Origin of the sequence: Stakelama saccharophila (genome assembly GCF_032229225.1) — a bacterium.
Classification (GTDB): domain Bacteria; phylum Pseudomonadota; class Alphaproteobacteria; order Sphingomonadales; family Sphingomonadaceae; genus Sphingomonas; species Sphingomonas saccharophila.
On record NZ_CP135076.1, the window covers coordinates 3,018,612 to 3,042,117 of the forward strand.

Sequence of the window (23,506 nt, forward strand, 5' to 3'; positions counted from 1 at the left end):
GCGCTGCCGCCCGAAACCGGATCCAAATAACGACATTCAGGGGAGACGACCATGAACGGCAACATCTCGCGCCGGCGGCTGCTGACAGGAAGCGCGGTGGCGCTCGTTACGGCCGCGGCGGCGAACGCAAGCGCTTTTGCGCGGCACGGCGCGGCGGCGCGCAAGCCCAATATTCTCATCATCTATACCGACGACCTCGGCTACCGCGATCTCTCATGCTATGGCGCGACGGCGGTCTCGACGCCCAATATCGACCGCCTCGCGAAGAACGGCGTGCGCTTCACCCGCGGGCACGCGCCGTCGGCAACCTGCACGCCGTCGCGCTATGCTCTGCTGACCGGCGATTATGCCTGGCGCAAGGAAGGCGCGCATATCCTGCCCGGCAACGCCCCCGCACTGATCCCCCCCGGCAAGCCGACTATCGCGTCGATGCTGAAGGGCGCGGGCTATACCACGTCGGTCGTGGGCAAATGGCATCTCGGCCTCGGCTCGGGCGATCTCGACTGGAACGGCCGGATCGCGCGGGGCCCGCTCGAAATCGGGTTCGACTATGCCTTCTATTTTCCAGGGACGCTCGACCGCGTTCCGACCGTCTTCATCGAGGATCACAAGGTCGTTGGGCTCGACCCCGATGATCCGATCCGGGTGAGCTATACCGACAATATCAGTTCGGATCCCACCGGGCGCGAACATCCCGAACTGCTCAGGATGACGTCCAATGACGGGCATGACGGAACGATCGTGAACGGCGTCGGCCGCATCGGCTATATGAGCGGCGGCCATGCCGCGCGCTGGAAGGACGAGGACATGGCCGACACGCTGGTCGAAAAGGCCGGCGCCTGGTTCGAACAGACCGGCAGCGATCCGTTCTTCATGTATTTCTCGGCCAGCGAAATCCACGTCCCGCGCGTACCGGCCAAGCGCTTTCAGGGCGTGACCGGCATGGGTCCGCGCGGCGATTCGATCGCGGAGCTGGACTGGGTGGTCGGCGCGCTGGTCCAGAAGCTGGAGGAACTCGGTAAGCTGGACGACACGCTCATCATCTTCAGCAGCGACAACGGCCCCGTCCTCAACGACGGCTATAACGATGACGCGGTGCAGAAGATCGGCGAGCATCGCCCCTCCGGCCCGTTCCGCAGCGGAAAATACGCGATCTTCGACGGCGGCCTGATGGTGCCGATGATCGCGCACTGGCCGGACGCCATGCCCGCCGGCGTCGTGTCGCCCGCGCGCATCGACCATGTCGACCTGTTCGCCAGCCTCGCCGGCCTGGTCGGGCAATCGCTGGGCCGCGACGCCGCCGTCGACAGTTTCGACCTGCTCCCCGCCCTCACCGGCCACGCGCTCGACGGTCGCGAATATCTGATCGAGGATACGAGCACCAATATCGCCGAGGAAAGCAACCTCACCAGGCACAGCGACAGCATCTTCGCGTTCGTGCAGGGCGACTGGAAGGTCATCAAGCCGCACGGGCAGCCGACATCGTTCCACGGAAACGAAATCGGCAACGCGCCGGCGCCGCAGCTCTACAATATCACCAACGATCCCGGCGAAACCGTGAACCTGGCGGCGCGCTATCCTGACCGCACCGACAAGATGCTCAACCGGTTGGAGGCCATTCTGGCGGGCTCGCGCACGCGGCCGCAATGAGGTGTGGAGGCGGACCGCCCTTGCCTGGGGGCGGTCCGCAACCGCTCAGCGCGTTTGCAGCGCCCGGAAATCCTCGATCCAGGCATATCCATAGGGGGCGCTGCCGTCCGGGTTCGGCCGTACCGTGCGCGGAGCGAAGACGCTGTTGATGAGCCACGGCGTCTTGTCCGGCCCGAAATTCGCCGACATCGAACTGCCCTGCTTGAAGCCGTAGGTGGCGACGTCGAGACGGCCAGTATCGCGGAAAATCTTCATCTGCGCGCGCAGATAGTGGCGATGCTCCTCGAACCAGGGGCTGAGCGCCAGGAAGTCATCCCATTTCGATTTGCCGAACGGTTCCTTGAGCGCCTGCGCGATCACCTGCCAGTTCCGCGTGTCCGACGGCAGGCCGTACATCTTCGCGAAGGTCGGCGAAACCGGCCGCTTCATCTGGTCGTTCCACCACCAGATCAACGAGAATTCGGTGGCGATGAACGACTGGTCCGCTCGCATGCGCGGTAGCACATAGGACAGGAACGCCCGCGATTCCTCGATATCGGTTATGTGGGGATGGATATCGACCCCGGCGATCTGGGGCGTGGCCTTTACAAAGGCCATCCAGCGTTCGGCCGTCTTCGTGCGCCGGCCGGCTTTTTGAAGCTGGTTCAGCGCACCCATGTACAGCCGTGTCGGGCATTCGCCGCCGCAATGCGCCTCGCGATATGCGATGACGCGACGCGCCATCGTTTCGTAAAAGACGTTGAGATCCGCGTCACGGTCCTCCGTGCGGCTCTCGATGAACGGCTCGTTGCCGATTTCGAGGATGTCGACCTTTCCCATCACCATCGGCAGCACCTGATCCAGGCGGGCCAGCTCGCGCTTCATCCCGTCGCTGCCCGGCTTTGGAAAATCGCGATGATTATACGGCCATTTCAGCGTGAGCAGCGTGCGATAGCCGTGTTCGTGAACGTCGAGGATGGTGCGTACGGCTCCCGGACCCGCCGCCCCCTCGGCATCGACCTGGGGCATCGGCAGGAAGATGCGCACCCAGTGCGTCTGCGCTTTTTCGAGATCGCGGTAATCGACGTCTTCGAAATGCTCATTGTAGTTCGCGCCAAGCGCGCCGGTTGCGTTTTCCGCGAAAGCCGGCGCATTTGCGATGCCGGCGAGCGCCAGTACGATCGGGATAAAAGCCTTCATCACATCTCCCCTCCAATTGTGTCGGCGGTGGATCCATTGCGCCGCCGGACACGGCTTTGTCGCGCGCGACATGGTCAATGCCACGGCAACTCCGCCGAAAGCTTATTGTATAAGTCCTATAAATGCGATACCGCCGGATGGCAATCGGACGCAGCATGCAAAATGCCGCCGACATCAGGGTGCGATCCGCACAAAGTACGGAGGGGTTTAGTGAACAACCGCAATATCTTCTGCTGCTCAGCTTCGGCATTGGCGGTGATGTCGATGGCCGCCGGCGCACATGCGCAGTCGCGTGCCGGCGAAACTCCGCAGAGCAACTCTATATCCCGATCTGACGATCAGACGGTTTCCACCCTGCCGGGTCAGGAAATCGTGGTCACCGGCATCCGCGAAAGTCTCGCACGCGCGGCGGAGATCAAGCGCGATTCACCGCAGGTCGTCGATTCGATCGTGGCGGAGGATATCGGCAAATTTCCCGACCCGACCACTGCGGGCGCACTGCAACGCGTTCCCGGCGTGCAGGTTGCGGTGGGCGCGAACAACGAAATCACCGGCGTGCGCGTCCGTGGCCTCGACGACATCACGACGACGCTGGACGGGCGCGAGATTTTCTCCGCAACCGGCCGCGGTTTCGCATTTCAGGATCTGCCTGCCGCGGCGCTCGCCCGGGTCGACGTTATCAAGACCAGCACCGCCGATCTGATCGAAGGCGGCATCGCCAGCACGATCAACCTGCAACTCAACAAGCCGTTCAATTTCAACAAGCCCACGATCGTGGCGACGGCGCGCGGCAATTACGAAAACAACGCCGACAAGATCAATCCGCAGGCCAGCCTGCTGGCGACCGATAGCTGGGAAACCGGTATCGGCAAGATCGGCGTTCTCGTGAACGCCAGCTATGCCTATTTCGATTATGATCGATCGATCACCTTCGACGGACTGCGTCGCAGCCTGGATACGGGGCCGTTCAACGTGCCGGGCGCCATCGCGCCGCTCAACTTCGGCGCGGTCAATACTTATGGCCAATATGACCGGCCCGAAGTCAACGGATCGATCCAATGGCAGGCGACGCCGGAGCTTCAGGTCTATGTCGACGGCCTGTTCACCGGGTACGAATCGGACCATCAGACATCGTTCCTGGCGACCCCGTTCTTTGTCGGCGGCACCACCGTTTCGAACATCGTCACCAATCCCGACCAGTGTTTTGACACGCCCGTTGCGCCGAATGGATTTTATCCAACGCAAGATCAGTTCGATAACGGGCAGTATACGACCCAGAATCTGTGCAAGCTCGAATCGGCAACATTCGACAATGTGCCTTTGAACAGTTCCACCCAGTCGTTCCGCGACAGGAATTACAACTATCTTGGCGCGTTCGGGCTGAAATACGACAGCGACGCGACGCATATCGACTTCGACATCGCCTATCAAAAGTCGACCGGGCGGCACGAGGCGTTCATCGTCGATGTCGGAAAACGGATCACCGTCAATCTGCAGACCGACGTCAATGGCGCGGGCGTCGCCGAACAGCCCGGAAACCCGGCCGGAGACCCCGAGGGTTGGGCCTTCTGGCACGGGCTTGCCCAGACGTTCAATAAATCCAACGGCGATATGTGGCAGGGACGTTTCGACATCACGCGTGATCTCGATGATGAACTGGGTATCCTTCAAAAATTCCAGTTCGGGGCGCGCTTCAGCCGCCGGGCGGCACTGTTTCAGGAAGCGGTGGTCAACACCCCTGCGCCGGGCGGCGATTTCGCGACGCCGGTGGCGGGCAACGCGCCCGATGGCTTCATGGTGCCCGTACCCGGCGTTCCGCGCGTCAATGACGGCGCCGACGGCTATGGTCCCGATCCCGATTATCTGCGCTCCGACGATGGGCGTGATCTCATCCGTGCGCTTTACGGTACGCAACTCGGCAATCCGGCGTACCAGCCCGAGCGCGAATTCGACGCAAAGGAAAAAACCTACGCGGTCTATACGCAACTCGGATATGCCTTCGATATCGGCGGCCCGGTCAAGGCCGATGGCCTGATCGGCGGGCGCGTCGTCAACACCGAACGATCCATCTCAGGCGCTGGTGTCGTAAACGGCGTCGCGGTTCCGGTCGATGCGAACAGGTCGGACACCAAATGGTTGCCCAATGCCAGCCTCCGCGTTCAGTTCGGCGGGGGGCTGCAGGCGCGCGCAACCTATTCGCGCACCATGCGCCGGCCCAATTTCGGCGATCTCAATCCCGGATTGAATTATGTGGTGTCCACCAATCCCAATGTCATCAATTCGGGATCTGCGGGCAATCCCGACCTGCGCCCCCAGGTCTCCGACAGCTATGACGCCACGCTGGAATATTACTGGAACGGGGGCTTTGCGGCTGTCGCAGGCTTTTACCGCACGATCGAGGATCGCGTCGTCGGCGATCCGCAGCGTGAGACGATCGACGGGCAGGAATACAATATCAATCGACCGCGTAATATCGGCAGCGTCAAGCTGAAGGGTGTCGAAGTCAGCGGGCAGACCTTTTTCAACTTCCTTCCCGGTGCACTCTCAGGCCTCGGTGTCTTCGGCAACTTCACCTATATCGATTCCAAGATCGGGGGAGACGATCCTTTGGCGGGCTATCCGCTGCTCGGTGTGTCCAAATACAACTTCAATTCGGGCTTGCTCTACGACCACAGCGGCATTTCGGGCCGGCTGGTCTACACATATCGGTCGAAATACGCAGAGGGCAATTCGACGGGCACCAACACCCTGCGCCCGGATCCCGTCGTCCTCAGTTATGTTCGTTCCGGCGGCCGTCTCGACTTCAGCGTAGGCTATGACATCACGAAGGCGATCCGCGTGGATGTCGGCGGCACCAATATCCTGCACAACAAGTATAAGAGCTATTATGCCGTGCCGTGGCTGCCCATCGACTACCGCGATGACGGCACAACCTATACGGTCGGGCTCCGCGTAAAGATCTAGGGCGGACCGCAACCGGGTGACAGCCGCCACGACGCACGCTGTCACCCGGTCCGTAACACGCACTTTGCGTCAACCGCCTGTTCGCTCGGCGCAACCGGTCCACGGGCGGCGTGAAGGAAGAGGGACCCCGGATCGCCGGGGTCTGACGGTCGGACGTACCTTATCCCTGCATCACGACATTGTCCCAGGCGCGCCCCTCAACGGCGCGCTTGTTCTTCCAGTGCCGACGGTAGCGAAGGCAATCGCTATCCTTCTTTGCAGTCGTACTATTCCGGCCCGCCCGGCGGAAAACGTAAGCGCCGCCTGAACGTTTCGACGCCCTTTATCGCGAAGGCACCGGGATCGGCTCACCCTCTGGCACCGGCTCGCCGAAATCGGGCCAGCCCGCATCTGTCCAGCCGAATTTCTGGATATGCGGCGCGCGCTTCGGGGTGCAGCCCATGTCCGGCCCCGAATTGGCATGATAGATGATCCAGTTCTCGCTGCCGTCGGGCGAGGTGAAAAAGCCGTTATGCCCGGTCGCATAGACGCCGTTGCCGCGCTTGAAGACGGGACCGGGCGACTTGGCCCACGCACCGGCGTCGAGCGGGTCCGCCCCCGGCGCGGCGTGGAGCAGGCCCAGCGCATAGTCGTCCGACCAACAGGCGCTGCCCGAATAGGTCATGAACAGGTCGCCCTTCGGCCCCAGCAGGAATTCCGGCCCTTCGACGATCTGGCGTCCGCCCTGCCGCTCCCACGCCTTGTCGGGGCGCGCGATCACCGTTTCGGGGGTGGCGAGCGTCCAGGGGTTCGCCATGCGCGCGATGGCGAGCGCGCTGTCGGGGCCGTCATAGGCCGAATAGACGAAATACAGATCGCCCTTGTAACGGAAGACGGTGCCGTCGATGCCGGGAAGCCGGGTGTCGACCCTGCCCCGATCGATCCATTCGCCGGTCAGCGGATCGGCGGAGTCATTCTCAAGCACGAAAACGCCGCGATGCAGGTCGTCCTTGTGCCCGCTCGCCGTGGCCGAATAATAAAGGAACCACTTGCCGTCGATCCGGTGCAGTTCCGGCGCCCAGATCAGGTGCGCGTTCGGGCCGGTCTTGGGCGGGGTCCAAACGACGGCATGCTCGGCATCCTTCAGATCGGCGATATCGTCGGTGCGCCACAGCGCGATCCGGTCGCGCGTGGTATGGGTGTAGTAGTAGGTGCCGTCGACCTGCGTGATCCACGGATCGGGGCCGGAAGGCAGCAGCGGATTGGTGAAGGTCGCCGCATGCTGCGATATCGCGGCGGGCGGAGGCGCGGTATCGGCGCAACCGGCGACAAGGCCGAACGCGGCGAGCGCGAATGCCAGCTTCGATGCACGATGGGCCATGGTCGTCCTCTTTATCCCAATGCGGCGACAAAGCGGTCGGCGGCCGCCCGCACGCTCGCGGCATCGTCGCGGGGTTTGTAGAGAGCGGATCCCAGGCCGAATCCGTCGGCGCCGACCGCGCGCCACGGGGCCATGTTGTCCGGCGTGATGCCGCCGACCACCAGCTTGCGCGTGCCCTTCGGCAACACCGCGCCCTGTGCCTTCAGCACGGCCGGGCTCGCGGCCTCTGCCGGGAAGAGCTTTAGCGCATCGGCGCCGGCCTGAAGCGCGGCGAAGCCTTCCGACGGCGTGAAATAGCCCGGCAGGGACGCCATGCCTTCCCGCTTGGTCGCGGCGATGACCCCGGTATCGGTGTTGGGCGATACGATCATGCGCCCGCCCGCCTGCGCCACGGCCGCCACCGCTGCCGTATCGAGCACGGTGCCGGCGCCGATCACCGCACGGTCGCCGATCGCTGTGACGAGGCGCCGGATCGAATCGATCGGGTCGGGCGAATTGAGCGGCACCTCGATCAGGGTGAAGCCGGCGGCGACCAGCGCGGCGCCCACATCCTCCACCTCGTCGGGCCGGATGCCGCGCAGGATGGCGACCAGCGGGCAACGGGCGAATGCGTCGGCGAAGTCGTTCGGCGTGGTCATAGCTGTCTCCAGATGGCGGTGATGCCGGCGACGAAGGCGCCGTGGCTGTCAAGGATAGTGGCTTCACCGCCGAGTGTCTCGACCGCCGCCCGGTAGAGATCGCCCAATTCCGGATCGGCGAGAATGGCGATCTTGCGATCGAGCGGGCGCGCAGCGACGTCGGCGCCGATCACCAGTCCGCTGGCATAAGCGGCGGCATCGCTGTCCGCCCGGCGGCCGAGAACGGCCGAGGCGCGGACGTCGAACAGGTTGGCGAGCAGATCGCCGTCGCGCGCGCGCTCCACGCCCGCACGAAAGACCGGGCCGTCGGCAATCGCGCCGCCGAGCTGCGGCGCAAGGATGCTGTGCCGGCGCAGCAGCGCGAAGACCTCGCCCGTCATCGCAGTGGTGAATCCGGTGATCCGCCCGCCGGTCAGATCGGCCCATTTGCAATGCGTCCCCGGCTGACAGAACAACGCGTCCGGTCCGGCCATGCCGCTGGCGACGGCGCCGAGCAGTTGCACTTCCTCGCCGCGCATCACGTCGGCGCGGGTGTCGGTCGCCAGCGATACGCCCGGCACGATCCCCGTGCGCCCCGGCTCGATCCAGGCGATCGCGGCCGCCAGATCGGCCAGCCCGGCGGGGCAGGGGCAATAGCCGGCGTCGCGCCAGCCGCGATTCGACCCCGCCATGCCGGCGATCAGGACGGACAGGTCGCCGTGCCGTTCGCGGATGCGGGCGATCTCGTCCGCATAATCGCCGCCCTCCATCGCCAGCATGCCGCGATCGTCGCGCTCGGTCGCGACCACCTCGTCGGTCGCATCGATGCGATAGACGCGCCGGTTGGTGGTGCCCCAGTCGATGGCGAGGAAAGCGCCCTGCGTCACCTCACCACCATGTCGCGTAGAGCGCGATGAGGATCGCGATAATGATCACCGCGGCGATGTTGAAGCCGGTCGAGGTGCGGAAGCGGACCCCCTCCATGGTGATGCGGTTGCTCTCGCGCGCGGCGGGTTTCGCCAGCGATACGACGATGGCGAGCGCCAGCGAGACGAAGAACACGACCAGCATCCGGTTCATGAACGGGAAGTCCGGCACGAACAGGTACATCAGATAGGACAGCACGACCGAGGCAACGGCCCCGACCAGCGCGCCATTCTCCGTCGCCTTGGGCCAGAACAGCCCCAGCAGGAAGATGACGGTGATGCCCGGCGTTACGAAGCCGGAGAATTCCTGGATATACTGGAACGCCTGGTCGAGGCTGCCGAGCAGCGGCCGGGCGGTTAGCATGGCGATGACGATGGCGGCGATGGCGGTAACGCGGCCGACGAGCACGAGATGGCGCTCTTGCCGGCTGCGGCCGTGCGCGTCCTCCGCTTCGGTCTCGATGCGGCGGTACTTGGCATAGAGATCGAGGGTGAAGATCGTCGCGATCGAATTGATCTTGGATGCCGTGGAGGCGATGATCGCGGCGATCAGCGCGGCGAAGACCAGGCCCAGCAGCCCCGCCGGCAACAGCCGCATCATCGCCGGATAGGCCTCGTCCGGCTTGGCAAGGTCGGGCGCCAGCACCGCCGCGGCGATGCCCGGCAGGACGATGACGACCGGGATCAAGAGCTTCAGGAAGCCGGCGAACACCACGCCGCGCTGCGCCTCGGGCAGGCTCTTGGCCGCCAGTGCGCGCTGGATGATATACTGGTTGAAGCCCCAATAGCTGAGATTGGCGATCCACATGCCGCCGACGATCACGCTGATCCCCGGCAGGTCGCTGAAATAAGGATTGTCGCGCGACAGGATCATGTCGAAATGGCCCGGCAGGCGGCGGGTCAGCTCGCCGAACCCCGCGACGACGCCGGCATCGCCGCCGATCTTCGACAGGGTCAGCCAGGCGATGATCAGGCCGCCCAGCACCAGAAGCGTGACCTGCACGATGTCGGTCAGCGCCACCGCCTTCAGCCCGCCCTTGAGCTGATAGAGCAGCGCGAAACTGCCGAGCACGACGAGCGCGAGGTCCTGGTTCATCCCCGTCACCTCGGTCACGGCGATCGATCCGAGCCAGATGATCGAGGTCAAGTTCACGAAGATGTAGAGCGCCAGCCAGAATACCGCCATCAGCGTGCGGATGCGCGTGCCGAAGCGCTGCTCCAGGAATTGCGGCATGGTGTAGATTTCGTTGCGCAGGAAGATCGGCAGGAAGAATTTGCCGACGATCAGGAGCGTCAGCGCCGCCATCCATTCATAGGACGCGATGGCCAGGCCGATGGCATAGCCGGAGCCGGACATGCCGACGATCTGTTCGGCCGAAATGTTCGCCGCGATCAGCGATGCGCCGATCGCCCACCAGGGCAGGTTCTTGGACGCGAGGAAATAGTCGCTCGAATCCTTTTCGTGCCCGGCCTTTTCCCGGCTCACCCACTGGGCGAGCCCGAAAATGCCGATCGCGTAGACGATCACGACGATCAGATCGATGGTTGCCAGCTTCATTCCACTCTCCTGATGCCCCGGCGCGCGCGGCCCGGAGAACCGATCTCGTTCAACCCTTCAGCGCCGACGGACGGCCGATCACTTGCCGGTCGAGAACTTGTAGACGATCACGTTGCGATAGGTTTCGCCCGGATCGAGCCGGGCCGATCCGAATTTCGGCTGGTTCGGCGTGTCGGGAAATAGCTGCGGTTCGAGCACGATCGCATCGCCTTCGCGATAGATCTTGCGCGCTTTGCCCATCGTCGTACCGTCGAGAAAATTGCCCGAGTAGAATTGCAGGCCGGGCTGATTGGACCAGAGTTCGAAGCCGCGACCCGATGCGGGGTCGCGCACCTTCGCCATCAGATGGATGTCCTTGGCGACCTTGCGACCGATGACGAAATTATGGTCATAGCCACGACCATAGACGATCTGCGGATCGTCGCCATCCCGCACCCGCGCGCCGATGGCCCTCGGCTTGCGGAAGTCGAATACGGTGCCTTCGACGGCTCGCAATTCGCCGGTCGGAATCGCGGTAGCGTCGGTGGGGGTGTAATAGTCCGCGGGAATGGTGAGCAGATCGGCCATCGCCCCGTTCGCCGATCCTTCCCCGGACAGGTTCCAGTAACTGTGGTTGCTGATGTTCACAACCGTCGGCTTGGTGGTCGTCGCGGTGTAGGTGATCGTCAGTTGGTCGTGATCGTCAAGCGCATAGGTCGCATTGACCGTCAGCTTCCCGGGATAGCCCATGTCGCCGTCGGGGCTGACATAACGCATCGTCACGCTGGCGGTATCGTCGTCCCTGGTGCCGACCACGTCCCACAGCACCTTGTCGAACCCCTTGGTGCCGCCATGCAGCGTGTTGTCGCCGTCGTTGAGCGGCGTGTGATAGGTCTTGCCGTCGATGACGAACGTGCCCCGCGCCACGCGGTTGGCGAAGCGGCCGACGGTGGCGCCGAAATATTGCGGCTGCTCCAGATAATCCTCGATGTCGGAATAGCCGAGCGTGATGTCGGCGGGTTCGCCCTGCGCATCGGGCAGGATCAACGCCTGCAGCGCCGCGCCGTAGGTGATGACCGTCGCCGACACGCCGTGATCGTTGCTGAGCGTCACCGCCTCGACCGTGCGCCCGTCGGGCAGCGTGCCGAAGGAGCGCTTGCTCACCTCGCTCGCCTGTGCGGCGCCGGCCGTTGCCGACACGGCCATCAGCGCAAGGGCCGTGCCCGCCATCGTCCGCTTCTTCATCATCGACTCTCTCTCCTTGTTCACGCAGGCGCGATCAGTGGCTGTTGCGCGGCAGGCCCTTTGTCTGTGCGATGCGTTGATATTTGACCGCGGGTTCCAGCACCGCGCCGGTATCGAACTGGCCGGTGATGCCGCGCTGGATCTCCTGCCACGGCGTCTGCGAAGCGGGCGTGACATCGGCCTCCACCGTCGCCAGGCCGGCGCGCCGGCGTTCCAGTTCGTCCGCGTCCACCAGCATGTTGGCCTCGCGGCGCTTCAGGTCGATGCGGATCGTGTCGCCCGTGCGCAGGAGCGCCAGGCCGCCGCCCACCGCCGCCTCCGGAGCGGCGTTCAGGATCGACGGCGATTCGCTCGTGCCCGATTGCCGCCCGTCGCCGATGCACGGCAGCGCATCGACCCCGGCGCGGATGAGCGCGGCCGGCGGGCGCATGTTCACCACCTCCGCGCCGCCCGGATAGCCGACCGGCCCGGCGCCGCGGATGACCAGAATGCTCTTCGCGTCGATGCCGAGCGCCGGATCGTCGATGCGCGCGTGATAGTCTTCCGGCCCGTCGAACACGATCGCGCGTCCCTCGAACGCTTCCGGATCGTCCGGGTTGGAGAGATAGGCGTCGCGGAAGCTTTGCGAGATCACGCTCGCCTTCATCACCGCCGCCTCGAACAGGTTGCCGGAAAGCACGATCAGCCCGGCATCGGGCTTCAGCGCATCGTCCAGCGGGCGGATGACGCGCTCGTCCTCGATCGCCGCCGCGCCGTAATTGTCCGCGACCGTCCTGCCGTTGGCCGTCATCGCCGCGCCGTCCAGCATCCCTGCGCGCAGCAGCGTGCCCATCACCGCCGGCACGCCGCCGGCGCGGTAATAATCCTCGCCCAGATACTCGCCCGCCGGCTGCAGGTTGACGAGCAAAGGCACGTGATGGCCGTGCGCTTCCCAGTCGGCGATGTCGAGTTCGACGCCCATGTGCCGCGCGATCGCGATCAGGTGGATGGGCGCGTTGGTCGAGCCGCCAATGGCGGAATTGACGCGGATCGCGTTCAGGAACGCCGCACGCGTCATGATGTCGGACGGCTTGCGGTCGGCCGCCACCATCTCGACGATCCGGCGTCCGGTCGCCCAGGCGCATTCCTGCCGGTCGCGATAGGGCGCCGGAATCGCCGCCCCGCCGGGAAGCTGCATGCCCAGCGCCTCGGCCAGGCTGTTCATCGTCGTCGCCGTGCCCATCGTGTTGCAATAGCCCGTCGACGGCGCCGACGACGCGACCAGCTCGATAAAGCCCTTATAGTCGATCTCGCCGGCCGCCAGCATCCGCCGCGCCTTCCACACGATCGTGCCCGAGCCCGTCCGCTCGCCCTTGTGGAACCCGTTCAGCATCGGCCCCACCGACAGGGCGATGGCGGGGATGTTCACCGTCGCCGCCGCCATCAGACAGGCCGGCGTCGTCTTGTCGCAGCCGATGGTCAGCACCACCCCGTCGAGCGGATAGCCGTACAGCGTCTCCACCACACTCAGATAAGCGAGATTGCGGTCGAGCCCCGCCGTCGGGCGCTTGCCGGTCTCCTGGATGGGATGCACCGGAAACTCGATCGGAATGCCGCCGGCATCGCGAATGCCCTGCTTCACCCGATCGGCCAGAACCAGATGATGCCGGTTGCACGGCGCCAGATCGCTCCCCGTCTGGGCAATGCCGATGATCGGCCGGTCCGACTGCAACTCCTCCAGGCTCAGCCCGTAATTCATGTATCGCTCAATATAAAGCGCCGTCATGTCCGGATTCCCCGGATCGTCAAACCACGCACGCGAACGCAGACGGGAAGGGGATTTTCCAGCTTCAGCCATTCCGAAGCTCCCGGACGGAATTCGCCAGAGGCCGGAATAGGCTCGTATATCCAGTACAATACACCGCTATGCCTCGTTTCAGGAATTCAGACGCAAGCATCGCATTTGAAAGCCGAGCGCCGCTCTTCGTTTCGAGCGGCCCCGAAAAGCCACCGGGCGCGACATGCCAAAGCCCGGACGCGGGACATCGCTTACAACCGATACCGAACGCCCTCCCTCGATCTTGCGCTTCTGCCAGGAGGCGTATATAAATATGATTTAAGTGTCAAAGCAAGATTTCGTCGCGGCAACATCAACCGCGTAGGCGGAGTTCACATTGGCGTCCAGCACTTCGCGGTCGGCCCGATCACAAATGCGCAATGGACCAAATCACCGCGGCAAATCGCGGGAATGGTTATCGCTTAGCGGCCAGTGCAGCACATTGCTGCTGCGCCGGGCGAACGGGCGCCGCGGTTCGGCGCTGCGATCGGCGGCCGCGCCGATGCTCGCGGGTTCGGCTCGAAGCTGGTCTCGGCGTCATTCGGCTGGAAGCGACAACTCAGGATACCGATCACGAGACCGCGTCGACGGCGATGCTCGTCAGCGGCGGAGTAAGGGCGGCGGGTATTCGACTGGTCGGCCTGGATTCCGCACTTGTACCAGAAACGCGACCCGCGGCCGGCGATAGCACTCGATGCCGTCATCGCCAGGGCCCAGGCACTGGCGGTCGATCCGCAACGCACCGCTGCTACACGTTCGCCGTGGCAACGCATCGAAACCGGTGACCGGCCTGGTCCGAAGCTGATACACGAACGCCGGTTGCGTCCGGCGCCATCCTCCGCTAATCGAAAGATTATATATCTTATAATTTGGGGGTGGAGGATCATGGAAAGCGCTCGCCCGGATCTTTCCAGGGAAATTCGTCTCGGACTTGTCGGGATTGGAAAGATCGCGCGCGATCAGCACCTTCCCGCGATCGTCGACAACGACCGGTTCGAACTCGTCGCGACGGCGAGCCGCAACGCGCAGGTCGACGGGATTCCAAGCCACGGCGACATCGATGCGCTGATCGCCGGGGGGCATCAGCTCGATGCCATCTCGCTGTGCACGCCGCCGGGCGGGCGCTTCGACCAGGCGGCAGCCGCCATCGCCGCGGGCCTCCATCTCATGCTGGAAAAGCCGCCCGCCGCAACGATCCGCGAGATAACGACGCTCGCCGAGCAGGCGCGCGCACGCGGCGTCACGCTGTTCACCACATGGCACTCGCGCGAGGCAGCGGGCGTCGAACCGGCACGGAAATGGCTCGCGGGCAGGCGTGTCGAAGCGGTACGGATCACCTGGAAGGAAGATATCCGCCGCTGGCATCCGGGGCAGGAATGGATTCTCGCCGCCGGCGGTTTCGGGGTGTTCGACCCCGGCATCAACGCGCTGTCGATCGCGACGCGGATCCTGCCCGGCCCGGTCATCCTCGAATCGGCATCGATGGAAGTGCCGGAGAACCGCGCCTCACCACTCAGGGCCGAGCTGGAGATGCGCAGCGGGGCGGCCCCCGTCCGTGCCGAATTCGATTTCCTCCAGACGGGACCGCAGACCTGGGACATCGAGGTCGATACCGACCAGGGCACGCTGAGGCTCGCCATGGGCGGAAACATCCTCCGTCTTCCCGGCGGTGCGCCGGTCAGGGCTCCCGATGCCGAATATCCGCGGCTCTACGCGCGGTTCGCCGAACTCGTCGCCGGCGGCGAGCAGGATATCGACATCCGGCCGTTCGAACTCGTAGCCGACGCTTTCCTCATCGGCGCCCGACGCACCGGCCCCGCCTTTGCGTTCTGACCGAGGCGCTCCCGGAAACTTGCACAGGATGTCAAACTCATCCCGACCTGAGGAAATGCGACGGGAACGAAGAAGACGGGGAAACGGTACAGGGCCGGGTTCGCGGCAAAGATAGCCCGGAGGCGATCCGGGGGCTGACGCTCGCCCGGCCCTCTACCCCCGATGGCTGACCAGGTGACCGATGGCGGCCACCCATCGATCCGAACGCCGCTTTCGAATGCCCAGCGCAACCTCCGGAATGTTGCGACGATCAGTTGAACCGCCCGGTTCACCAGCTTCGCCTTCTTTACCTTACCCGTAATATATGTCATATATATGTGGGACAATGAAAGCCGGGCGCTACGTGACGTTTACCCCGGTGACAATCCACGGCATAATTGGGGAACGCGATGTCCCCAAACATCCCGATGCGATGGACGAGATGACGCCGCTGCTTCGTGAACAACTCGCCAACCGGAAATAGGCCTTCCCACCTTGCACGTTTCGAATACCCGGTCCGCTTCCTCGATGCGCTTCATCGAAGGCGGCAGCTTCACCATGGGATCGGACAATTTCTATCCCGAGGAAATGCCGGCGCGGTCGGTTCGCGTCGATTCGTTCTGGATCGACGAAACCCCGGTGACGAATGCTGAGTTCGCGCGCTTCACCGAGGCCACCGGCCATGTCACGGTGGCCGAGACCGCACCGGACCCCGCGGACTATCCGGACATGCTTGCCGAAATGGCGCGGCCGGGATCGGCGGTGTTCCGCAAGACCTCCGGACCGGTCGACTTGAGCGACGCGTCGCAATGGTGGCACTATTCGTTCGGCGCCGACTGGCGGCATCCATTGGGCCCCGGCAGCACGATCGAGGGACTCGACGATCATCCGGTCGTCCACATCGCATACGGCGATGCCGAAGCCTATGCCGCCTGGGCGGGCAAGGAATTGCCGACTGAGGCCGAATGGGAATATGCCGCGCGCGGCGGGCTGGGCGGCAAGGACTATGCCTGGGGCGACGAGCTGGCGCCCGACGGCGCGATGCTCGCCAACTATTGGCAGGGACTGTTTCCCTTCGCCAATCAGAAGCTCGACGGCTGGGAGCGCACGTCGCCGGTCAAGAGCTTCCCGGCCAATGGTTTCGGGCTGTACGACATGATCGGCAATGTCTGGGAATGGACGAGCGACTGGTATGCGACGCGCTCGGCACTGCCTGCCCCAAAAAGCTGTTGCATGCCGCAGAACCCGCGCGGTGGACGCGAACGGGACAGCTACGATCCGGCGTTGGGCGTGACGATACCGCGCAAGGTGGTGAAAGGCGGATCGCACCTGTGCGCGGCGAATTACTGCCAGCGCTATCGCCCCGCGGCGCGCCATCCCGAAACGATCGACACCTCGACCAGCCATATCGGCTTTCGCTGCATCAAGCGGGCCTGAAGGCGGGAGGCGCACCAGCTTGGGAGCGCAATCCGGGCCTTTGGACCGGCCGCCGGCATAAGATCACTGGAGCCATATTCCAGGAAAGATGCCGACAATAGCGCGCACGCGCCTTCGCGCGGTCACAGAGCAGATTCAGGCACTGTTCGACGCTACTCGCCCGAAAGAAAATGGCCGCGTCGCGAAAAGATGTGGCGGGACGGCGTCTCCGCCGTCCCCGCAGTCGATCGCCCGTCAGAACCGGAACCGGACGCCCAGCGACACGGTGCGCTCCAGATATTCTACGAATGTCGGAAAGCGCGCACCGGTCTGGTCATAGGCGCGATCCCGCGAAAGCGGGGTGGCCAACAGATTGGACATGTTGAGCGCGATCGTGACGTTCGGCTGGGGCGTAATACCGGCCGAGAAGTCAAGAATGCCCCGCCCGTCCTGCATGACAGGACTGACGATCCCCGGTCCCGGCCCCTCGGGAAGACCGGGATTGTTCACGCGCGTGTAGTTGAAGACGAAGCGCGAACGGTAATGATATGCCAGCCGCGCCGAGAAGGTGCGCGTTTCGTAGTATCCCGCGACGTTGAACGTGTGCTTGGAGACGCCAGCGACGGGCTGCAGCCCCGGCAGATATTGGCCGAGCCCTTCCGGCGGAAGTTCGGAACCGTGGTCGATATAGGTGTAATTGGCGTTCACGCCGAAATCGCGCGCCCATTTGGGCAGCACCTGCAGGTCGAAAAAGGTGTGAAACGACATTTCGAGCCCCTGCAGCCGCCCCTTGCCGCCATTTTCGGGCCGCGTGATCCGCAGCCGCCCCAGTTCGGGATCGTCGGTCACCGCGGAGAAACTGGAGATGAAGCCGGTCACGTCGTGTCGGAACAGCGCCAGCGTCAACGATCCCGTCCGGGCAAAATAATATTCCAGGCTTAGGTCGTAATTGTCCGAGGTGATCGGGCTCAAATCGGGATTTCCGCCCGATCCCGTCCGGACACAGTTTTCCGGATCGTAATTCGGCGAGTCGGCGTCGCAGACACCTTGCGGCGGTGCGATGTTGAGCGAGGGATTGAGCTGGCCAAAGGCTGCGCGGGTCCGCGTCTTTGTGAAGGCCGCCCGCAACTGAAGATCGTCGCGAAATTTCAGCCGTGCGCTGAAATTGGGCAGCAGGTCGGTGAACCCGTTGCGATCGGTCACAGGCGTGAACGTCACGACATCCCCGCCTCCGGCCGGGTCGGGCTCGACATTGCGGCTGATGCCGTCGAGCCTATCCTCGGTGCGGACGGCGCGCAGGCCGATCAATCCGTCGACGGGAAAGCCGATATCGACATTGTATTTCACCTGGGCGTAGCCGGTATAGGACTTTTCGTTCGCATCGAAGGTGTTGAGCTGATTGTACGGCGTCGGCCCCTCGGGAAAGCCGACGATGTCGCGCAACTCGCCCAGATTCTCGAAGATGCTCTCCGGGCGCGGGCTTATCCATGTGCGGGGCAAGATGCCTCCGGTGCCACCAAAGGCGAAACCGGGCGTCGTATTGTACAACGAAACCGGGAGTTCTGGATAGAGGATGTGCTGCGCCTCGACATTCTGATAGCGGGTGCCGTCTCGCACGCTGGAAGTGCGATCGTCATAGCGGATTCCCGCCTGGATATTTTCCAGGAAGCCCGCGCCGATATCGTATTGCAGGTGGAGACGCGCCTGGACGTCGTGCCCCTTGGACACGTGGCGATGCTCGTACAGGCCGCGGAACACGAAATTTTCCGGATCGGCGAGATTGAAGTCGCGGAAACCGAAGATCGGCCCGCCATCGGCGCTGTTGCTGTCGAACTCGACGTCGCGCACCGGCGTACGCGCGAAGGCGAAGTCGATATTCGCCTGGTCGTACCAATAGGTGCTTTGGGAATAAGCGACGTCCGTCGACGCATGAAACCGGTCGTGGTTATAGATGGCGCCGCCGCCGACCTGATAGGTATTCGTGTTGGCGTTGAAGGCGTCGTTATGACCTTCGGGTCGTCGGCCGCCGACGGCGGTGAAGCCTTGCGCCTGGTTGGTGCCGTCCTCGAGAACAACGTCCTCGAACCGGATCGGACCGCCTAGATCCGCGCCGGTATCGAGCAGCGGCGACGTGAGGTTGCGATTGCGATCGCGCCCGCGATAGCCCTGGAACAGACCATCCGCGTAGAGTTCGAGATCGCCGCTCGGGCGCCATTGCACGGCGGCGTTGACCGAGGGCCGCCAGCGATGGCCCTGATTGATGATGATGGCCTGGGAGTTGGGAAATCGAAAGCCCGGCGAATCCGTCTGGCTCGGCTGCGCGACCTGGATCACCTGGCTCTGTTGCCGGATTGAATCCATGAAATCGGTGTAGGCAAGATTGCCGTTCAACAGCACGCCGATCTCGCCGATCCCGGTGTCCCAACGATCGCTGATGAGCAGGTTACCGTTCCAGTCGACATCGCCCGACTGGGTGAAATGGCGCATGTTGAGGGAACCCGCTAGCTTGAACCCCTTGAAATCCAATGGCTTGCGCGACACCACGTTGACCTGGCCCGCAATGCCGGGCTCCACCAGATTGGCCGTGCTCGACTTATAGACTTCGAGGCGCGCCACACTGGCCGCGGGAAAGTCCTGGATGGCGACGTTGCGTCCGGAGCCGGTGAAGATCGAGCGGCCGTTATACGTGGTCGATACATCGGGAAGCCCGCGGATACGAACATTTTGCGCCGTGCCCGCATTGCGCGTCACCTGGATGCCGGCGATGCGCGCCAGTGATGCCGAGGCGGTGATGTCGGGAAGCTTGCCGATATCCTCCGCCGCGATCACGTCTACGATCTGATCTGCGTTGCGTTTGATCGCCTGCGCGGTTTCCAAACTCTGTCGGACGCCGGTGACGACGATTTCGTTGCCGCTCGCCACTGGAACCTGATCGTCCGGCAACTTTTGCTGTTCCGGTGTTTCCGAGGCCGTCTGCCCCATGGCCGGCTGCGACAGCAGGGCCAATGCGATGGCCGACGTCGTTCCGCACAAGGATATGCTCGCACGCATCCCGTTCCTCCCCTTTTGTTTTCCCGGCCTTGCGCTTTTGCCGGGATGTCGTCGTTACCGACTGATTGTTTTACAAGTCATTTAAAGCATATAAATCTGAGAGTCCAGCTTCAAGCGCCGATCGGCCGAAGGTCAAGTCTCCAGGGCTGCTTTGCAGCCGGCTTGGGGCGCAAGGGCTTCGACGCACCGATAGCGGCGATGCCGCCTATCCGGCGCCGTCCGTGGGTGCGCTTTCAAGGCCTTCGCCTTTTTCCGGAGTGGTGCGGTCACGGAGCCACCGTTGGAGTTCGGCGAGCAGCCGGTCGCGTATCGCGGGATGCTTCGCCGAAACGTTCTTCGATTCGGTCGGATCGCTCGCCAGATTGTACAGCTCGGGCTTATTTCCGCCCGCCTCGGCGAGCAGCTTCCAGTCCCCGTCGCGCACCGCGAACGGCGGCGCGACGTCATGCGGGTCGGCGGGGCTCGGCGGCTGCTTTGGGGCGCCTTCCTTGCCATAGGCGTAAAAGAGCGGCGGCCGTTCCGTCACGGGATGCCCCGTTAGCACCGGTGACAGGTCGACCCCTTCGAGCGAGGCCGGAGGCGTTTCGCCGATGATGCTGGCGATGGTCGGGAACAGGTCGACGCCTTGCCCGACGGTCTGTCGGTCCACCGTGCCGGGCTTCGTGTGGCCGCGCCAGTATAGGATCAGCGGCTGGCGGATGCCGCCTTCATAGTTGCTCCATTTGCGCCCGCGCAGATGCGCGACGCTGCCGGGCGCGGTATCACCGCCCTGATAGTAGATCTGGCGCGACGACGGCCCGTTGTCCGAGGTGACGATGATCAGCGTGTTGTCGAACTCGCCCATGTCCTTGAGCCGCTGGAACAATTTGCCGAGCGTCCGGTCCATCTTGACCAGCGTGGCGAGATAGCGGTCGTCGTCCGAACTGGTGCCCTTGCCCATCACGTCGGACAGCGACTCGTCGTCCGGTGCCCAGGGATCGTGAACGTCGTTGAACCACAGGTTGACGAACCACGGCTCGTCGCTGTGCTGCGCGACGAAATCGACCGTCATGTCGCAATAAAGCTGGGTGAGCTTCGTCTTGATCTCCCAGAAGCGTGCGCCCTCGCCGAGTTCGTCCGACTGCTCGGCGAGAAAACGTTCCTCGTCCGATACGAGCACGCGCGGGCCCAGCCCCTCGAACGTCGTGAAGCTCTGGTCGAAACCATAGGCGGTCGGCCAGGGCGCGTCGCCAATGTCGCGCCCGCCGCCCAGATGCCACTTGCCGATATGCGCGGTGGCATAGCCCGCCCGCTGCAGCATCCGGGCCATCGTCGGCACCTCGGGGTCGAGCCAGTCGACCTGCCCCAGCGCGCGGTTGCTCTCGCGGCTACCCTCATAGCTGTAGAAGCCGACTTCCGCCGGGAAGCGCCCGGTCATGAACCCGGCGCGAGAGGCCGAACAGATCGGCGCGGCGTCGTAGAACTTGGTCAGCAGCACGCCGTCGCGTGCCAGCTTGTCGAGATTGGGCGTCTGCACCTTCTTGTCGCCCATCACCGACAGGTCGGCCCAACCCATGTCGTCGATCAGGACGAACAGGATATTCGGCCGTGCCTGCTCTGGTTGCGGCGCGCGGGGGGCCGATGCCGCGGCAGTAACGGGCGGGGACACTGCGATGGCGGAGCCGCCGAACAGCGAGACGGTGGCAAGCGCCGCGCCGGCGAACATCGCCATGCGACGGGCACGTCCTTTACAGCGCCGGCGGTGGGCACGGGCTTCGGCAGTCTGATGTGCGGCAGGCATGGCATCCTCCTCGGCGAGTTCGGCGGTCATGGAACGAAGGCGCTGTCGGCAGGCGCGCGGCCGACCTTCCCTCCGTGTGAATCTGGCCCGTCCTATTCGGCGTCGCTGAAAAGCGGGGCCGCCATTTTCGCGAAATCACTCGCCGGGAGTTTCTCCACCGCACGGTCATAGGTACGCAGCCCGTTAAGCTCGCCCTCGACGTCGGACGTTTCGGTATAGATCGCCGCGGCAAGGCCGATTTCCTTCGCCTGCCGCACGATCTCGTCGAACTTGCGCTTGTAGCGGGCGCGATAATCCTCGCGATCACTTGCGAACTGATAGATGCGGGCGTCGCGATCGGTGAACCACAGATGTCCCTTGATGGGCAGGCCCACCCCGCCATATTCGCCGATCACGAGCGGCCGGTCGCCGTGCGGAGTCGGCGCGTCGGGAACAGGATCGTAGGTGTGGATGTCGAAAACGTCCGATTCGGCTCCCGGAACATCCATCCACCCGCTCGTGGCATCGACCAGCCGGCTGGGGTCCATATCCTTGGCCAGGCGGGCGACCGTCTTCGCGTCATACTGGCCCCAGCCCTCATTGTTGGTCACCCACATTACGATCGAGGGGAAATTGCGCAGCGCGCCGATCATCCGCGACAGTTCGGACTGATATTCGGCCATCGCCTCGGACGACATCGTCGCCTCGCGATTGCTTGGACGGCGCACCGACTGGTCGCCAAATGCGCCCGACGGCATGTCCTGCCAGATCAGCATGCCGAGGCGGTCGGCATCGTAATAATATTGGGCGGGCTCGACCTTGATATGCTTGCGCAACATGTTGAAGCCGGCTTTCTTGAGGAACAGGATGTCGTCACGCGCGGCCTCTTCCGACGGCGGCGTCAACAACCCGCCGGGCCACCACCCCTGATCGAGCGTGCCGTTCTGGAAAAGCGGCTTGTTGTTGAGCAGCAGCGCCGGCTTGCCGGTCTTCGGGTCGGTGCCGGTCGAGATCTTGCGCATCCCGAAATAGGAATCGACGCGGTCGCGCCCCGTTGCGGTCACCTTCGCCCGTGCATAAGCCCCCGCCTCTGCATCGGTCATCGGCGCCACGCCCCGTTGCCGCTTGTTCCCGCGCTTCGGCGCCTCGACCGAGACGAGTTCTGCGGTCAGATCATAGAGATAGGGATCGTCCGGCGACCACAGATGCGCATTGGGAATACGAAGCGTTCCGTGCCGGTTGCCGCGGATGACGGTCGAAGCGACGACCTTGCCGTCGGCGCGCGCGGTGACCCGCACCGCATCGGTATCCTGCGCCATCGAATTCAGCGCGACATCGACGCCCAGCTCGCCCTTGTCGATATCCGGCGTCGTGCGGATATCCTTGATGTAAAGATCGGGCACGGGCTCAAGCCATACTGTCTGCCAGATGCCGCTGACCGCGGTGTACCAGATGCCGCGCGGTTCGAGCGTCTGCTTGCCGCGCGGCTGATCGCGCATCGACGTCGGGTCGGTGACGCCGACGGCGATCTCGTTCGCCCCCGGCTGAAGGAAGTCGGTGATGTCGAAGGTGAAGGGATCGAAGCCGCCCTTGTGGCTTCCCACCAGCTTGCCGTTGACCCAGATGGTCGATTCATAGTCGACCGCGCCGAAATGAAGCAGCGTCCGCTTGCCCGGCCAGTCGGCCGGCAGCGTGAAGGAGCGGCGATACCATAGCCGATCCTCGGGCATCAGATGCCGGGCGACGCCCGACAGACGCGATTCGACCGCGAAGGGGACGAGGATCTTGCCATCCATCTCGGTCGGCTGCGTGGCGGCCGCCTTGGTGATCGCATAGTCCCAATTGCCGTTGAGATTGAGCCAGGCGTCACGCTTCATCTGCGGGCGTGGATAATCGCGCCACGCATTCTCAGCGGTGACCTCGCGTCCCCATTTGCTGAGGATCGGCCCGACATAGGTGTTGCCCGCCTCGACCGTCCCCGGCCGGGTGAAGCCGGCCGACCCGGCAGCGGGGTTCTTGGGGCTTGGTGGTGCCGTTTGCGCGAGCGCCGATGCCGGGCCAAGCACAAACATGCTCGTCGCACCGGCGAGCAGAAGCCTTTTGATCACCATCTCTCCAACATATATATATTATTAATTAGGCGCGATAGCGCATGGCGACGCGATTGCGCAAGC

The 23,506-nt window shown here is 64.0% G+C and carries 14 protein-coding genes; 4 read left to right on the forward strand and 10 right to left on the reverse strand.

What is annotated here, in order from left to right:
* Positions 1-51: 51 nt before the first annotated feature.
* Positions 52-1,650 (forward strand): sulfatase family protein, encoded by a 1,599-nt coding sequence (locus RPR59_RS14125; protein WP_313915109.1) that lies wholly within the window; start codon positions 52-54, stop codon positions 1,648-1,650.
* A 45-nt stretch (positions 1,651-1,695) separates the two neighbouring features.
* On the opposite strand, the gene RPR59_RS14130 is transcribed toward RPR59_RS14125, so the two are convergent.
* Positions 1,696-2,829 (reverse strand): hypothetical protein, encoded by a 1,134-nt coding sequence (locus tag RPR59_RS14130; protein ID WP_313915111.1) that lies wholly within the window; start codon positions 2,827-2,829, stop codon positions 1,696-1,698.
* Between the two features lie 210 nt (positions 2,830-3,039).
* On the opposite strand from RPR59_RS14130, the gene RPR59_RS14135 reads away from it, so the two are divergent.
* Positions 3,040-5,793 (forward strand): TonB-dependent receptor, encoded by a 2,754-nt coding sequence (locus RPR59_RS14135; protein WP_313915113.1) that lies wholly within the window; start codon positions 3,040-3,042, stop codon positions 5,791-5,793.
* Between the two features lie 322 nt (positions 5,794-6,115).
* Here RPR59_RS14135 and RPR59_RS14140 read toward each other — a convergent pair whose 3' ends face one another.
* The 6 genes from RPR59_RS14140 to RPR59_RS14165 form a co-directional block, all read right to left on the reverse strand.
* On the reverse strand, positions 6,116-7,153 hold the full coding sequence (locus RPR59_RS14140; RefSeq protein ID WP_313915115.1) for a glycoside hydrolase family 43 protein: 1,038 nt from the start codon (positions 7,151-7,153) through the stop codon (positions 6,116-6,118).
* Between the two features lie 11 nt (positions 7,154-7,164).
* Positions 7,165-7,791, reverse strand: a complete 627-nt coding sequence (locus tag RPR59_RS14145) for a 2-dehydro-3-deoxy-6-phosphogalactonate aldolase (protein WP_313915116.1) — start codon at positions 7,789-7,791, stop codon at positions 7,165-7,167.
* Positions 7,788-8,657 carry a 2-dehydro-3-deoxygalactonokinase gene (locus RPR59_RS14150; RefSeq protein ID WP_313915118.1) on the reverse strand — a complete coding sequence of 290 codons (870 nt, stop codon included), beginning with the start codon at positions 8,655-8,657 and terminating at the stop codon, positions 7,788-7,790. Before RPR59_RS14150 ends, RPR59_RS14145 begins: the two co-directional genes overlap by 4 nt.
* Position 8,658: 1 nt before the next feature.
* Positions 8,659-10,254 (reverse strand): sodium/sugar symporter, encoded by a 1,596-nt coding sequence (locus RPR59_RS14155; protein ID WP_313915120.1) that lies wholly within the window; start codon positions 10,252-10,254, stop codon positions 8,659-8,661.
* Positions 10,255-10,332: 78 nt separating this feature from the next.
* Complete coding sequence (locus RPR59_RS14160) at positions 10,333-11,478, reverse strand: aldose epimerase family protein (protein WP_313918539.1); 1,146 nt, start codon at positions 11,476-11,478, stop codon at positions 10,333-10,335.
* 34 nt (positions 11,479-11,512) lie between these two features.
* Positions 11,513-13,315 carry an IlvD/Edd family dehydratase gene (locus RPR59_RS14165; protein WP_313915123.1) on the reverse strand — a complete coding sequence of 601 codons (1,803 nt, stop codon included), beginning with the start codon at positions 13,313-13,315 and terminating at the stop codon, positions 11,513-11,515.
* A gap of 864 nt (positions 13,316-14,179) precedes the next feature.
* Between RPR59_RS14165 and RPR59_RS14170 the strand changes: the two genes are divergently transcribed.
* Positions 14,180-15,127, forward strand: coding sequence for a Gfo/Idh/MocA family protein (locus RPR59_RS14170; protein ID WP_313915125.1), 948 nt, complete (start codon positions 14,180-14,182; stop codon positions 15,125-15,127).
* A 507-nt stretch (positions 15,128-15,634) separates the two neighbouring features.
* Positions 15,635-16,543, forward strand: coding sequence for a formylglycine-generating enzyme family protein (locus tag RPR59_RS14175; protein ID WP_313915127.1), 909 nt, complete (start codon positions 15,635-15,637; stop codon positions 16,541-16,543).
* Positions 16,544-16,777: 234 nt separating this feature from the next.
* On the opposite strand, the gene RPR59_RS14180 is transcribed toward RPR59_RS14175, so the two are convergent.
* From RPR59_RS14180 to RPR59_RS14190, 3 genes are all read right to left on the reverse strand, one after another.
* Complete coding sequence (locus RPR59_RS14180; RefSeq protein ID WP_313915129.1) at positions 16,778-19,573, reverse strand: TonB-dependent receptor; 2,796 nt, start codon at positions 19,571-19,573, stop codon at positions 16,778-16,780.
* Between the two features lie 205 nt (positions 19,574-19,778).
* A complete protein-coding gene (locus RPR59_RS14185) occupies positions 19,779-21,284 on the reverse strand; it encodes a sulfatase-like hydrolase/transferase (RefSeq protein ID WP_313915131.1) in 1,506 nt (501 codons plus the stop codon).
* Between the two features lie 161 nt (positions 21,285-21,445).
* The gene (locus tag RPR59_RS14190; RefSeq protein ID WP_432280268.1) at positions 21,446-23,443 is read right to left on the reverse strand and encodes a glycoside hydrolase family 2 protein; all 1,998 of its coding nucleotides are present in this window, start codon (positions 23,441-23,443) and stop codon (positions 21,446-21,448) included.
* Between the last annotated feature and the right edge of the window lie 63 nt (positions 23,444-23,506).

Excerpts from the sequence above, each read along its gene's own strand:
- RPR59_RS14125 (WP_313915109.1), top strand. The coding sequence starts at position 52 with ATGAACGGCAACATCTCGCGCCGGCGGCTGCTGACAGGAAGCGCGGTG.
- RPR59_RS14130 (WP_313915111.1), bottom strand. The coding sequence starts at position 2,829 with ATGAAGGCTTTTATCCCGATCGTACTGGCGCTCGCCGGCATCGCAAAT.
- RPR59_RS14140 (WP_313915115.1), bottom strand. The coding sequence starts at position 7,153 with ATGGCCCATCGTGCATCGAAGCTGGCATTCGCGCTCGCCGCGTTCGGC.
- RPR59_RS14145 (WP_313915116.1), bottom strand. The coding sequence starts at position 7,791 with ATGACCACGCCGAACGACTTCGCCGACGCATTCGCCCGTTGCCCGCTG.
- RPR59_RS14155 (WP_313915120.1), bottom strand. The coding sequence starts at position 10,254 with ATGAAGCTGGCAACCATCGATCTGATCGTCGTGATCGTCTACGCGATC.
- RPR59_RS14160 (WP_313918539.1), bottom strand. The coding sequence starts at position 11,478 with ATGAAGAAGCGGACGATGGCGGGCACGGCCCTTGCGCTGATGGCCGTG.
- RPR59_RS14165 (WP_313915123.1), bottom strand. The coding sequence starts at position 13,315 with ATGGCTGAAGCTGGAAAATCCCCTTCCCGTCTGCGTTCGCGTGCGTGG.
- RPR59_RS14170 (WP_313915125.1), top strand. The coding sequence starts at position 14,180 with ATGGAAAGCGCTCGCCCGGATCTTTCCAGGGAAATTCGTCTCGGACTT.
- RPR59_RS14175 (WP_313915127.1), top strand. The coding sequence starts at position 15,635 with ATGCGCTTCATCGAAGGCGGCAGCTTCACCATGGGATCGGACAATTTC.
- RPR59_RS14180 (WP_313915129.1), bottom strand. The coding sequence starts at position 19,573 with ATGCGTGCGAGCATATCCTTGTGCGGAACGACGTCGGCCATCGCATTG.
- RPR59_RS14185 (WP_313915131.1), bottom strand. The coding sequence starts at position 21,284 with ATGGCGATGTTCGCCGGCGCGGCGCTTGCCACCGTCTCGCTGTTCGGC.
- RPR59_RS14190 (WP_432280268.1), bottom strand. The coding sequence starts at position 23,443 with ATGGTGATCAAAAGGCTTCTGCTCGCCGGTGCGACGAGCATGTTTGTG.